Raw genomic sequence first — 12,850 nt, forward strand, 5'->3', positions numbered from 1 at the left:
GCGGCGGGCTCAGTCTTCCGTGGGTGTGGTCCGGTTCGAGTGGTAGTCCCGCCAACTGTGTTCCGGGGAGAACCCCAGGAGGCGCCTGGCCTTGTCGATGGACAGCATGGTTTCGTGTTCTCCCAAGTCCTTGGTCACGTTGACCTTCGGGAAGACTTCGGCGGCCAGGCTGGCGCTTGAGCGGCTCATGACCGTGTCCGCGTTGGCTATGATGAACGCTTCGAAACCCGGCTTGCCGTTTTGGAGGGCCCGCGACACTGCCTGTGCGCCGTCCCGCCCGTCGATATATGCCCAGAGGTTCCACTTACGAAACTTGGCGTCGGCGTCAAAGGACGGGAAGGCTTCGTAGTCCTCGGGGTCCATGACGTTGGAGAACCTCAAGGCCACAATGCTCAGCTGGGGATCCCAGCGCGTGAGTTCGATGGCCATTTGTTCTTCGAGGTGCTTCACCAGGGAATAGGTGCTTTCCGGCCGTGCTGGATATTGCTCGTCTACCGGGATGTAAGGAGGATCGACGTCGAACGGAAGCCCCAGCACTGTCTCGCTGGAGGCGTAGACGATCTTCTTGATCCCGGCCCGCCTGGCAGCCTGGAAGACGTTGTAGGTGGAGAGCAAATTGTTTTCGAACGTTGTGGCGTCCGGAAACAGTCCCGGTGCCGGGATTGCTCCGAGGTGGACGATCGCGTCGAATCCTTCGTGGCGGTCGTCCAGGCCAAGGATCACGTCCACAACCTGCCCGTAATCGCGGAGGTCCACAGTGACCGTGCCGCGTTCCCTCCCTCCGGCCCGGTCCAGGTTCATGACCTGGTGGCCGTCGGCAGTCAGCCTGCGGACCACGCTCTTGCCCAGTTTTCCGCTTCCTCCGGTTACTGCAATTCTCATGGAACACTCCTTTGGATGGGGTCCTGTTGGGGCCAGCTGTCGTGTCAGCTGCCAGGGTCCGGCTGGAGGCGAAGTCCTGCCGCAGCCATGTCCGCGGCCAGTACCCCGCCGAGCCTGGCATGCCCTGCAGCGTTCAGGTGCACGCCGTCCACGAGGTCCGCTTCGACGTGGTACTTGCTGATCCAGTCGCCAACGCTGAAGAACGGCGCTCCGGCCTTGGCCGCGATGTTGCCCAGCAGGGCATCAACCTGGGTGCGGCGGCCGCCACCGGCGTCGGCACCCTTGGCGAGGGTGCCGATCATCGCGATCCTCGCCTGCGGGTACCTCTTTTTGAGAGCTGCGAGGAGCCTGTTGGCGTTGGCGGTGATCTGCTGATCGCTGGCGTTCCGAGCGGCGTCGTTGCCTCCGCCTTGGACCACGATCAGGGGCGGAGTCCCATAGGGCAGTGCCCAGTCTCCGCGCTGGAGGGCATCGATGTAGTTACCCGTGGTGTTCGTGGCGGCTACGAAACCTGTTCCGCCACGGCCGACGGTGTACACCTTGTATCCGATCGAGCCCAAGGCTGTCCGTGGCCACGAACCTTCGGGCTGGGACTGGGAATCGCCAATAAGGACAGCGGTGTGCCGAACGTCCGCGAGGATGATTTCGTCCCGGTTGTTGCTCGGGTTCTTGTACATGGAACCCACGGGAAGCTTTGACGGATCTTGCCTGGAATCGGGTTTCTTGGGACTTTGCGCCGCTGCTGCTGGACTCCCGGAGGGCGCGACGGCCGCCGCTGTCTGCCTACCGTTGTCTGACGGCGTGGGCCCGGTAGGCGCCTGCCCGCAGCCCGCCAAAAGCACACCAGCAGCCATCACGGATGCAGCGAAGCGGGGTATGCGAGATTTGTGCATCGTCCTTGTCCCGAGCTTTTCTGTTGGTTTGAATTCTGTTGGCCTCAACGTGGAAAACGACCGTCCATTGATCCTTGTCGGCTATTTTGTTGGAAACGGAAACAGCCCCACACCCTGCCTACGTCGGAGTCTATTGGATCGGGACGGGGAAGGTCACGGCGAAGTGGACCTATCCACGGAGGATGGCCGGTGTGGAAGAATTTCATTTCGCCCCCCATCCTTCTGGCGCGTTGAAAGGAACCCCGTGCACGAGCCGGGAACCCAGCCCTTCTCCGACGCCCGATTGCGGCGATCGTGGACTGGAAGACTGCGCTCAGCGGGGCTCACCCTGGGTTTTGTCGTAGTTTTCTGGGGATTAGGCGCGCTGACGTCGAGCCTTGCCACTGGACCGGATGCGCAATTGCGGCTTCAGGTCGCAGCGACGCCGCATTCTGTTCCAGATCACTGGTGGGCCGTCGTGGCTTCCGCCTTTTGGGCGAGGGACCTGATGGAGTACGTGTTTGGAACCATGCTGGTGCTGCTGCTCGGGGTGCCCTTGGAGCGGCGAATGGGATGGCGGGCGTACGCAATCGCTGCCGTCTCCAGCCAGATTCTGGGCATTGGCGTTTCCCTTGGATTCCTGGCCCTGGCGCAGGGCTTGCTGGGAAGCTGGACGGCGGAGATGGGCAGCCACCTTTTCCTGGGTCCGAGTGCTTTCATCATCGGCACGGCCATGGCGGGGACAGCGTCCATGGCAACCCTGTGGAGGCGCCGCATCCGGCTGGCCGTCTTCGCTTTGTTGCTGCTCCTGGCCCTATACAGCGGAGGGTTCGCGGATCTCGTGAGGCTCGGCGCCGCAGGGGTAGGAACGGCTCTCGGCCCACTGTTGCTGGGACGTCGGCCGCGATTCGGGCGCCCGGTCAGTACCCGGCACGAGGGCCGCGTACTGCTTTCGCTGCTCATCGCTGCCTCGGCGGTCGGACCGGTGGTGGCAGGCCTCGTCCCACATGCGGTGGGGCCGTTGTCCATCCTGCGTTTCCTGTTCACCAACATCCAGCCGGTAGACCCCCAAGCGCTCCAGGCCCTTTGCACGGATCCCGCGCTGGCGAAGGACTGTGCCGTCGCCCAGCTTCAGTTGCGCGCCGGCGCGGGCGGGATCTTCATGGCCATCCTCCCATCGTTCCTCCTCCTGCTACTCGCGGATGGCCTTCGTCGCGGACGGCGATTCGCATGGATGGGGACCCTCCTGATCCAGGTGGGCCTGTCTGTCCTTGCCGGGATTGCCATCGCCGGAGTCCTGCAGCCAACTACCTCGGACACCGGGGCAAGCGAGGGGATCGCCGCGATCGAAGGGGCAGGATCCTCGCAGCCGCTCACCCTGGCTCTGCCACTACTGCTGCCTCTTGCACTGACCATCGTCCTGTTTGCGACCCGACGGCTGTTCCACGTCACGGCTCCGGCTGGAACCTACAAGCGCCTTGCTGTCCAAGTCCTTGTCATAGCGGCCGTGCTCGGTGTCGTCTACGTCGGTGCAGGGCTCCTCCTCGCCCAGGATTTCTCGCCTGTTCCAGGTTTGCCGGATTTGCTGACGGACGTTCCAGACCGCTTCCTTCCGCTGGGCTTCGTGCTGGACGTACCCCCAGCCTTCTTCCCCGAGGGCACAGCCGCCGTTATCGTCTACGAGGGCGTCGGAGTCGTCTTTTGGGCCGTTGCGGGTGTCCTGATATTCAGGACTTTCCTTCACCAGACCCACACCCGGCACGACCCCAGTACCGAGCGCGCGCGGAAGATCATCAAGACGTGGGAAGGCAGCTCTCTGTCCTGGATGGCAACCTGGCCGGGAAACACGTATTGGTTTTCCGCCTCAGGACAATCCTTTGTCGCGTACCGGGTCAGCACGGGAGTCGCGCTCACGCTTGGTGGCCCGGTGGGGCCCAAATCCGAGATGGCCGCCGCCTTCGCGGAATTTGCCCGCCATTGCAGGCGCAATGGATGGACGCCGTGTTTCTACTCGGTGCCCCAGGAACTGCGCGACCATGCTGACTCTTCCGGTTGGAGCTCCGCCCAGGTAGCCCAGGAAACGGTCTTGCCATTGCATTCGATTTCCTTCAAGGGAAAGAAATTCCAGGACATCCGCACAGCCCTGAACAGCGCTGCGAAGGAGGGCATCCGCTACGAGTGGACGGGCTACGCCTCTGCTCCTTTCTCGGTCCAGGTCCAGATCGAGGAAATCTCAGAAGAATGGGTAGCGGACAGGAACATGCCCGAAATGGGCTTCACCCTGGGCAGCCTGGACGAGCTCGACGACCCGGACGTGCGCTGCTTGCTCGCAATTGACCAGCGCCACACCGTTCACGCTGTCACGTCGTGGTTGCCTGTGTACCGCAACGGACACATCGTTGGCTGGACCCTGGATTTCATGCGGCGCCGCAGCAATGGCTTCCGTGCCAGCATCGAGTTCCTCATCGCTTCCGCGGCGCTCAGCCTCAAGGATGAAGGATGCGAATTCCTCAGCCTCTCCGGAGCACCCTTGGCGCGGATTGCCGAGGATCCTTCCGAGATGCCACGACCGAGGCCACGATCCCGGCCTCCCGGCAGCCTTGACCGATTGCTCGATTGGTTGGGCGCCACGTTGGAACCGGTATACGGATTCAGGTCCCTCTTGGCCTTCAAGGCAAAGTTCCAGCCGAGGTACGAACCCCTCTACATGCTCTACCCCGACGCCGCTTCCTTGCCTGCAGTAGGGACCGCCGTTGCACGCGCCTATCTGCCGATGATCAATCTCGGAGCAGGACTTGCCCTAGCCGGCCGGATCTTCCGCCGGCCCAAGCGCCCCGGAAGGTCAGCTCGACGCCGACCCTGAGGCCGCCGTCGACGTCCCCGAAGCCGCCGACGGCGCTTCTGAATACACTGCAGACGATCCCGACGGCGGTGCCCCGCCTATCGGGGCATTGCTGCGGTGCGCCTTGCCGTGGTGCAGCTGCACCGCACTGAGTACCAAGCCGAAATGGCTGAAAGCCTGCGGCACATTGCCCAGTTGGCGGCCGGCACGTGCGTCCCATTCTTCGCTCAGTAGCCCCACATCATTGCGCAAAGCGAGGAGCCGCTCGAAAAGCGCTGTTGCCTCCGCACGGCGCCCGGCCCCCAGAAGCGCGTCCACCATCCAGAAGGAGCACGCAAGGAAGACGCCCTCCCCACCCGGCAATCCGTCGTCGCTCTCTTGCGGACGGTAGCGCAACACGAAGCCGTCTTCCGTCAGCTCACGCAGGATGGCGTCAATCGTTCCGATCACGCGCGGATCGTCGTGTGGCAGGAAGCCCACTTTGGGGATCAGGAGAAGGCTGGCATCCAGCTCCTTGCTCCCGTAGGACTGGACGAAAGTGTTGCGGTCGGCGTCGAATCCGTGAGTCATGACTTCGTCATGAATGGTGTCCCGCAAAGCCTCCCAGCGATCCAACGGGCCCGGCATCCCGGATTCGCGGATTCCCCGGGCCATGCGGTCAGCCGCGACCCAGGCCATCACTTTGGAGTGCACAAAGTGGCGCCGCGGGCCGCGTACTTCCCAGAGTCCGTTGTCCGGCTGGTCCCAGATGCTCTCAAGGTGGCGCAACAGTGCGGTCTGGATAGCCCAGGACTCATCGCCAATGGTCATCAGCGATGCCCGGGTCAGGGACAGGCAGTCCAGGACTTCTCCCCAGACGTCCAGCTGGAGCTGCTCCGCTGCCGCATTCCCAATGCGCACCGGCCTCGAACCCTGGTATCCCGAAAGCCACGTCAGCTCCGTCTCCGGCAATCGCCGGCGACCGTGCAAGCTGTACATGATCTGGAGGTCGGCCGGGTCGCCTGCCACTGCGCGGAGCAGCCAATCCCGCCACGCGCTGGCCTCCTCGGTATAGCCCGCGGCCAGGAAGGCTTGAAGGGTCAACGTGGCGTCACGCAGCCAGCAATAGCGGTAGTCCCAGTTCCGCGGTCCGCCGATCTGTTCGGGGAGCGAGGTGGTGGCGGCCGCAACAATGCCCCCAGTAGGCGCATAGGTGAGGGCCTTCAGCGTGATCAAGGAACGCTGAACGGCTTTCCGGTAAGGCCCCCGGACGGTGCAGCGCTTGGACCAATCCGTCCAGAATGCTGCCGTGTCGTCCAGCGCGATGTCCGCTTCGACCGTGCGCGGCCGCCGTTCGTGGCTCGGCGCCCAGGTCATGACGAAGGGGACGTGGTCACCAGCGTTCACCGTGAACTCGCTGACCGTGGTGAAGTCCTTGCCTACCAACGGCGCCGGGGTCTTGAGGTAGACAGAGTCCGGACCGGCAACCGCGCGGAGGCCGTGCCTGTCGCGGCGCACCCAGGGCACCACGTGTCCGTAGTCGAACCTCAGGATCAGCTCGCCGCGCATCTTGACCGAGCCGCGAATACCTTCAACTATCCGGACGATGTCCGCAACGGCATCGCGCGGGGGCATGAAGTCGATGACCCGCACATGCCCTTCTTCGGTTACCCAGTCCGTCTCCAGGATGAGGGTTCCGTCCCGGTACTGGCGGCGCGTGCAAATGCCCCCGATTCTGGCGCCAAGAGCCAGCGCCCGGCTTGAGGGGAATCCAACAGCGCGGCGAAGCAGGCGGGCGAATCGAAACGCGGAAGGCACAGCCAGTTGATCGAACCTGCCGTGCTGACCAAGGCTGCTGTATGCAGGTCCCCGATCATCGCGTAGTCTTCGATCCTTTGGCCGGTATTCGCTTGAGCGTTCACAGACCCTTCCCCAGCGCTGACTCGATGGCGGCAATGGCCTTGGCCGTGATCTCTTCCCGTTGGCCGGAACCATCCACGGCGAGCACGATTCCGCGCTCGGAGTACCGCGCAACCACGGCCTGCGTCTCGTCCCGGTAAAGCTCCAGACGACGGCGGATCACCGGCGCCGTGTCATCGCTGCGGCCCTGCTCCTGCGCCCGGCGAAGCATTCGCTCCACCAGTTCGTCGTCGTCAACTGTCAGCTCGACCACCGCATCAAGCTGCTGCTGGTTGCCGGCCAGAATGTCATCAAGGGCCGCTATTTGCGCCGTGGTGCGGGGGTAGCCGTCCAGGAGGAACCCTGACTGGACATCGGCATTGCCAAGCCGCTGCTGGACCATGGCATTGGTGACGTGATCCGGAACGAACTCGCCGCTGTCCATGTACTTGCTGGCTTCCGCGCCGAGTTCGGTTTTGCCCCCCACATGGGCACGGAAAATATCTCCGGTGGAAATGGCAGGAATACCGAAATGCCGCGCGATGTACTCAGCCTGGGTACCCTTGCCCGAGCCAGGAGGGCCCATGATGATCAATCGCAAATGTCACCTGTCCTTTCGTGAAGCGGTTTGCGTGCCCCGGCATTTGGGCTAGAGCTTAGCAACTCCGGAGCGCTCGCGGCAGGGCCGGGGCAGGCTGCTTCAGACCGTGCCGGGGTCGGTGTTGGCACCGCACAGGATCACAGCCACGCGTTCCCCTTCTGCGGGGGCATAGGCTCCCGAGCTCAGTGCCGCGAAAGCGGCGGCCGCGCCGTGTTCCACGACGATCCTGTACTGCTCCCAGAGGAGCGAGCGCGCGGCGGCGATGTCGTCGTCGGACACCAGGACCGTCCGGACTCCCGTGCGGACGGCTACCTCGAAGCCGATCCGGCCGATCTGCCGGGCCCCGAGTGAATCAGCGGCGATCCCGGAAACGGCGACGTCAACCGGCGTCCCTGCGGCCAGGGCCGAATGGAGGGTAGGCGCGTTGTCCGGCTCGACGCCAACAACGCGGGCGTGTCCTTCGACGGCGGCAGCGATTCCCGCCATGAGCCCGCCGCCTCCAACGGCCACCACAACGGTGTCTACCTCGCCGAGCTGTTCCAGGAGCTCCGAACCGACGGTTCCTGCCCCAGCAGCGATTTCGGCTTGGTCGTAGGCATGGCAATAGACGGCACCCGTTTCATTGGCGTAGGCCAATGCGGCTTCAAACGCTTCGGCGTACTCGGTTCCGCGCTGGACCACGGCGGCACCGCTGGCCTTGAGTTTCTTGACCTTGACGGCAGGTGCTGTCTCGGGGACAAAAACTGTTGCGGGCACACCAAGCTGGGCTGCGGCATAGGCATTCGCCAGCCCGGCATTGCCCCCTGAAGCGACGACGATTCCCACCTCGTCCTTCAACTCGCCACGCTCCCGGGTGGCCAGGATGCGGTTGAAGGCGCCCCTCGCCTTGAACGTGCCCGTGTGCTGCATGAACTCGCATTTGAACCACAGTTGCCCGGGTACGGTTCCCGCGTCCGCCTCGAAAACGGGTGTGCGGCGGATCCTCCCGGCAATCCGGGCAGCCGCTTCATCGACGTCGACGCGTGTGATCATGGGAAGTCCTCGTTCCATTCGGGCAGATCCTGGGCAGCTTTCAGGCAGTGCCTGACCTCAGGCTATCCCGTACCGATCCTAGAGGGACTCGACGTCGGCCGTTCCGGGCTGCTGCCGGCGCACCTGGCGGTTCCGCCACCAGCGGCGGGCAAGATCCACTGCGGCCCAGATTCCGGCGATGGGAGAAAGGACCACCACACCGTAGATGAAGATCATCCACGTCAGGATGGCCAAGGGCGGCTGCCCTCCGCTCAACCAGGACAATCCGCCAAGAACGCCGATTGTCCAGAACAAAAGCACTCCCACGAGCACCGCTCCCGCTGGAAAATACTCGCTCCTCACAACAGCCGTCAAAGTCTCCACCGGCCGCCCACCTGCCTTCCATCACGCACCCGAATATCATCAGTATGCATCCGGCAAAACACCGATTCCCGCCAGCACGCGGGCGAAGTGACGAACATAACCGTGTTGCCCGTGTCGGCACGGATTTCGGGGCCTAGTTGACGTGTGGATTGGCGGCGTAATCTTGAATCACGCACGGTTGATAGCTGGAAACATGGCGTCGAAGAACGGTCCGAAACGTAGTTTGGCCGCGGTCCTCTGGAGGGTCATCGGATTCTTTGTTGTGAGCGCCGTTTGCGGTGTTCTCGCCGCCGGTCTGGTGGTTCCCGGCGTGGCGTCCGGCGGTATGGCCGTCAGCGGTTCGATCCAGTACTTCGACAACCTTCCGGGTGATTTGGTAGTCAACGCGCCGTCGCAGTCCACCAAAGTGCTCAGTGCGGACGGAAAGACAATCGCTACCTTCTATGCGGAGAACCGCGTGAGGGTCACGCTGGACCAAATGTCGCCCTACATCAAGGACGCGATAGTCGCCGTCGAGGACAGCCGCTTCTACGAACACGGCGGAATAGACCCCCAAGGGATTCTCCGGGCATTAGCGTCCAACCTCACCAAGGGCACCAGGGAGGGCGCATCCACCTTGACCCAGCAATACGTGACGAACGTCCTCAACGAGTCCCGCTTGGCGGCAGGCAAGACCCAGGAGGTTGTGCTCAGCGGACAGAAAACCCTCGGTGACAAACTGCGCGAGATGAAGCTCGCCGTTGAACTGGAGAAGAAATTCACGAAGGACCAGATCCTTGAGGGCTACCTGAATATCGTGTTCTTCAACCGGGACGCCTACGGCATCGAAGCCGCAGCACGGCACTTCTTCAGCGTCTCCGCCAAGGACCTCAGCCTTCCACAGGCGGCCCTGCTCGCCGGCCTGGTCAACAGTCCCAGCTACTTCGACCCCTCCGCCCATCCGGACAACGCCATCCAACGCCGCAACCTCGTGCTGACCGACATGCTCGCGCAACACAAGATCCAGCAGGCAGCGTATGCGGCCGCCGTCGCCACTCCCCTCAAGCTCGCCATCACACCGGCGAAACAAGGCTGCGCCGCCGCAAACATGGCTGTGTACTTCTGCGACTACATCTCGCACCTGATCCTCAACAACCCGGCGTACGGCGCCAGCCCCGCGGACCGGGAACAGCTTCTGTACCGCGGCGGCTTGACCATCACCACCACGCTGGACAGCCGATTGCAGGCAGCGGCGCAGGATCAGGTCAATGCCACGGCTGGGGCCAACCCGGACAAATGGGGCTCGTCCCTGGTGTCCATCCAGCCCGGCACGGGCAAGATCCTGGCGATGGCGCAGAACACGGTGTTCCTCCCCGCACCCGGAAAATTCGATACCCAACTCAACTTCAATGTTGACTCCGTGGACGCCAACGGCAATGACCTGAACGGCGCAGGAGGGTTCCAGCCAGGTTCCACCATGAAGCCGTTCACTTTCACGGAGTGGCTCAATGAAGGCAAATCCATGACGACGATCGTGGACGCCTCACGTAGGGTCTACCCACTCGGATTCCCTTGGAGATCCAGTTGCGGAAAGGTGCTGGGGGGCTACAGCACGGCACAGAAAATCGCCGGCCTCGGTACGGCGGACGACCTCCGCAACAACGATGAGGGATACTACCGGCCAATGCCCGTCAACTACGGGCTCTACAACTCCATCAACACCGCCACTTTTGCTGAGGCATCGCAACTGGACTTTTGCGGTATCCAGAGAGTGGTGGATGCCGTGGGTCTGCACAACGGCGTGGACAACGCCCCGGTGAACATGCACCAATTGGGCAACCTCCTGGGCGGCACCGAAGTGGCTCCCCTTGTGCTGGCCGACGCCTTTGCCACATTCGCAAACGACGGCAAGTACTGTGCTCCGATCGCCCTGGTGAGTGTGGTGGACCCGGCCGGTGCAAGGCTGCCGGCCCAGGCCAGTTCCTGCCGGAACGCCATCAAGCCCGAGGTGGCCCGTGGCGTCAACGCAGTCCTCCAGGACGTCCTCAAACGTGGCTCCGGCATCTACATTGAACCCAAAGTCCAGGCCTTGTTCCCTACGGCAGCAAAAACGGGAACGAACAATAGCAACGGCTCCACCTGGGTGGTCGGGTACACGACGGGGCTCGCCACAGCGTCATTCTTTGGCGACACCATGGCGGGACAGAGCCGAGCGGGCCAAAACGTCACCATCAACGGCAAGTTCTACACCGCCGTCGACGGCTACATGCTGGCTGGCCCCCAGTGGGCCAACTACATGACGCAAGTAGCTGGGCTGTACCCGGCGGCCGCCTTCCCGGCGCCGCCCGCGTCGATGGAGGGGACGCCGACGCCGAGTCCTTCCCGGTGATCCTCAGAACTCCTGCCCCGTGGCGCGGATCATGACTTCGGACACGTCGACGCCGGGTGGCTGGGCGAGTGCCCAGAGCACGGTTCCTGCCACGGACGTCGGCGCAAAACAAACACTGGAGGGGTCCGGCCGTCAAGACCTGCATTGGGCGCCGCGCGAGGTCTGCTTACAATCAAACGTCAGCAACTACTGAGGGAACCATGAAGAAAATCACCACAACCCTGCTCGCGGCCGGGCTCCTCCTCTCCGCTTCAGCCTGCTCCGCACCGCAGCAGCTGAGCACCGCGGACACGTGCAGCCGGGTCAAGACCGTCATCTCGAACCCCACGAACAGCACCGACAAGACCGGAATGATCCGCTTCGCGAACCAGATCCGCCCCATCGCGGCCGTTTCCTCGGATGAACTGAAGCCCACCCTGAAGGCAATCGTGGATTATCTGGACGAGTCCGTGAAGGACAACCCGGATTCCGCGAAGCTCAACACCCTGAAGGCCGATTACCAAAACGCGGGCGCCAATTACAGCAAGTACTGCGGCAGCTAAGGGCTTTCAGCCGCAGAAACTCACGTCCTTGCTCTCCGCGACGTGAGCGTTGCGGCCCGGTGCTGCCTCGTATTGCTGCAGTGCGGCGCACGCTACAGCGCGGTGTGTTTACCGAACGGGTGATGGCCGGTGGCCGGCTGTCCGTGTGTGCCCAGCCATTCTGACAGGGCCTCGCGCAAGATCTCGCTGGGCGTGAGGCTGAGCGTTTGGGAAGCCGACTCCAGGGCCCGGTCCAGTTCGTCGGGGATCTGGAAATCCAGGGGCGAGGGACGGCTGCCTTCCCGTGCATCGGAAGGCATGCCATCGCCACGCAACAGCTTGCCGACGGCCGGCTTCATGTCGTTTTCGGTCCACGCCGAAAGGCGGTCGAAATGAGTCACATCTCGTGTCATGATTTTCCCTCCCAACAATCAAGCATCCTCCGTTGTCGGGTTGCCGTCACCATCTACGAGTAATTACTCGCTAACTATTGCTGCAACCGCCCTATGGGAGGGCATCCTCGGGATAACTGGGGCAGCGGAGGTCCACCGGGCCCGCCCAAGACCTTTTGGGAGTCGCGGAACGGGCCCGGCGCTCACACTTATGGGTGAGACCGTGACGGACATCGCTCAGCGCAAGGCTGGTGCCGTCAGAGTGATCTTAGGGCCTGAGCCGATTCCGGTCTAGGGACCGGAATGCGATGGATGGAGGCGGAAAGTTCATCGGCGCAGGAGATAGTCGGCAACCCCGCCCGGATTCGACAATCCCAAGAGATGCCCACCGCCAAGGACATCCGGCTCCAGGCCGAGCCGATCGCGCGCCACCTTGCGCTGGAACTCAAGCGGGAAGAACCGGTCCCCGTCACCGCTGAGCACCCTGATGGGAATGGCAGGCCAATCGACGAATTCGCAGCTCGACGCAAAGACTGCATTTGCCTCCGGCCGTTGATACGGTTCCCCCTCGGCCGCGATCTCCGGAGGAACGTCATGGAGGAAGTATTCATTCACATCAAACTCTGCGGTGTATCCGGCAGCCGCGGCAGCGCTCTTGCGCGCGTCCTCCCAACCCGTGTTCTCCCACCACGTGCCGGGAGTCTCACCCGGCCTTGGAATCATCGCGTTCACGAAAACGAGCTCAGCGACGCTGGCCCGGGCGCACACCATCGGCGCCGTGAATCCGCCAAGCGACTGCGCAACGAGCACCACGTCAGTCCGTCCACCGATGGCCCTCTCTACCAAACGCGCGTATTCGGGCAAGCCGGCGTTTTCGTCGTCGCCGGGCAAGTCCACGGCAACAGCATCGTGTCCAGCCTCCTGCAAGAGCGGGACAACGCGGCTCCAATACCAGGCTGAACCACCTGCCCCCGGCACCAGCACGAACGCGCTCACGGGGCATCCTCCGTGAAGCCATCAATCAACGGAACCGGCGTCGAAGTCATGCCCACATTCTCTCCCGGATCGCCCTGTCCGCAAGGGCCCACGGTGGGCGCCA

The 12,850-nt window shown here is 63.3% G+C and carries 10 protein-coding genes and 1 pseudogene; 3 read left to right on the top strand and 8 right to left on the bottom strand.

The annotated features are described in order from the left end of the window. Nucleotides 1-9 precede the first annotated feature (9 nt). Nucleotides 10-882, bottom strand: coding sequence for an NAD-dependent epimerase/dehydratase family protein (locus ACX5I4_RS17990; RefSeq protein WP_461837847.1), 873 nt, complete (start codon nucleotides 880-882; stop codon nucleotides 10-12). Nucleotides 883-926: 44 nt separating this feature from the next. Beyond that, nucleotides 927-1,559 (bottom strand): SGNH/GDSL hydrolase family protein, encoded by a 633-nt coding sequence (locus ACX5I4_RS17995; RefSeq protein WP_461837848.1) that lies wholly within the window; start codon nucleotides 1,557-1,559, stop codon nucleotides 927-929. Nucleotides 1,560-2,019: 460 nt separating this feature from the next. On the opposite strand from ACX5I4_RS17995, the gene ACX5I4_RS18000 reads away from it, so the two are divergent. After that, the gene (locus ACX5I4_RS18000; RefSeq protein WP_461837849.1) at nucleotides 2,020-4,617 is read left to right on the top strand and encodes a bifunctional lysylphosphatidylglycerol flippase/synthetase MprF; all 2,598 of its coding nucleotides are present in this window, start codon (nucleotides 2,020-2,022) and stop codon (nucleotides 4,615-4,617) included. Here ACX5I4_RS18000 and ACX5I4_RS18005 read toward each other — a convergent pair. From ACX5I4_RS18005 to ACX5I4_RS18020, 4 genes and pseudogenes are all read right to left on the bottom strand, one after another. Beyond that, nucleotides 4,597-6,452, bottom strand: a pseudogene (locus ACX5I4_RS18005) (glycoside hydrolase family 15 protein). The gene ACX5I4_RS18000 and the pseudogene ACX5I4_RS18005 sit on opposite strands and share 21 nt — an antisense overlap. A gap of 41 nt (nucleotides 6,453-6,493) precedes the next feature. Further along, complete coding sequence (locus ACX5I4_RS18010) at nucleotides 6,494-7,069, bottom strand: adenylate kinase (protein WP_461838768.1); 576 nt, start codon at nucleotides 7,067-7,069, stop codon at nucleotides 6,494-6,496. A gap of 105 nt (nucleotides 7,070-7,174) precedes the next feature. Continuing rightward, nucleotides 7,175-8,107 (bottom strand): threonine/serine dehydratase, encoded by a 933-nt coding sequence (locus ACX5I4_RS18015; RefSeq protein ID WP_461837850.1) that lies wholly within the window; start codon nucleotides 8,105-8,107, stop codon nucleotides 7,175-7,177. A gap of 78 nt (nucleotides 8,108-8,185) precedes the next feature. After that, complete coding sequence (locus ACX5I4_RS18020; RefSeq protein WP_461837851.1) at nucleotides 8,186-8,470, bottom strand: hypothetical protein; 285 nt, start codon at nucleotides 8,468-8,470, stop codon at nucleotides 8,186-8,188. A 193-nt stretch (nucleotides 8,471-8,663) separates the two neighbouring features. Between ACX5I4_RS18020 and ACX5I4_RS18025 the strand changes: the two genes are divergently transcribed. Together ACX5I4_RS18025 and ACX5I4_RS18030 are read left to right on the top strand one after the other, a co-directional pair. Continuing rightward, complete coding sequence (locus ACX5I4_RS18025) at nucleotides 8,664-10,838, top strand: transglycosylase domain-containing protein (RefSeq protein ID WP_461837852.1); 2,175 nt, start codon at nucleotides 8,664-8,666, stop codon at nucleotides 10,836-10,838. A gap of 200 nt (nucleotides 10,839-11,038) precedes the next feature. Continuing rightward, nucleotides 11,039-11,380 (top strand): hypothetical protein, encoded by a 342-nt coding sequence (locus ACX5I4_RS18030; protein WP_461837853.1) that lies wholly within the window; start codon nucleotides 11,039-11,041, stop codon nucleotides 11,378-11,380. A 92-nt stretch (nucleotides 11,381-11,472) separates the two neighbouring features. On the opposite strand, the gene ACX5I4_RS18035 is transcribed toward ACX5I4_RS18030, so the two are convergent. Both ACX5I4_RS18035 and ACX5I4_RS18040 read right to left on the bottom strand, forming a co-directional pair. After that, nucleotides 11,473-11,772 (bottom strand): ribbon-helix-helix domain-containing protein, encoded by a 300-nt coding sequence (locus ACX5I4_RS18035; RefSeq protein ID WP_461837854.1) that lies wholly within the window; start codon nucleotides 11,770-11,772, stop codon nucleotides 11,473-11,475. A gap of 306 nt (nucleotides 11,773-12,078) precedes the next feature. After that, a complete protein-coding gene (locus tag ACX5I4_RS18040) occupies nucleotides 12,079-12,747 on the bottom strand; it encodes an alpha/beta fold hydrolase (RefSeq protein WP_461837855.1) in 669 nt (222 codons plus the stop codon). Nucleotides 12,748-12,850 lie beyond the last annotated feature (103 nt).

This window comes from Arthrobacter sp. MMS24-S77 (genome assembly GCF_054888235.1).

Excerpts from the sequence above, each read along its gene's own strand:
- ACX5I4_RS17990 (WP_461837847.1), bottom strand. The coding sequence starts at position 882 with ATGAGAATTGCAGTAACCGGAGGAAGCGGAAAACTGGGCAAGAGCGTG.
- ACX5I4_RS17995 (WP_461837848.1), bottom strand. The coding sequence starts at position 1,559 with ATGTACAAGAACCCGAGCAACAACCGGGACGAAATCATCCTCGCGGAC.
- ACX5I4_RS18015 (WP_461837850.1), bottom strand. The coding sequence starts at position 8,107 with ATGATCACACGCGTCGACGTCGATGAAGCGGCTGCCCGGATTGCCGGG.
- ACX5I4_RS18025 (WP_461837852.1), top strand. The coding sequence starts at position 8,664 with ATGGCGTCGAAGAACGGTCCGAAACGTAGTTTGGCCGCGGTCCTCTGG.
- ACX5I4_RS18030 (WP_461837853.1), top strand. The coding sequence starts at position 11,039 with ATGAAGAAAATCACCACAACCCTGCTCGCGGCCGGGCTCCTCCTCTCC.
- ACX5I4_RS18035 (WP_461837854.1), bottom strand. The coding sequence starts at position 11,772 with ATGACACGAGATGTGACTCATTTCGACCGCCTTTCGGCGTGGACCGAA.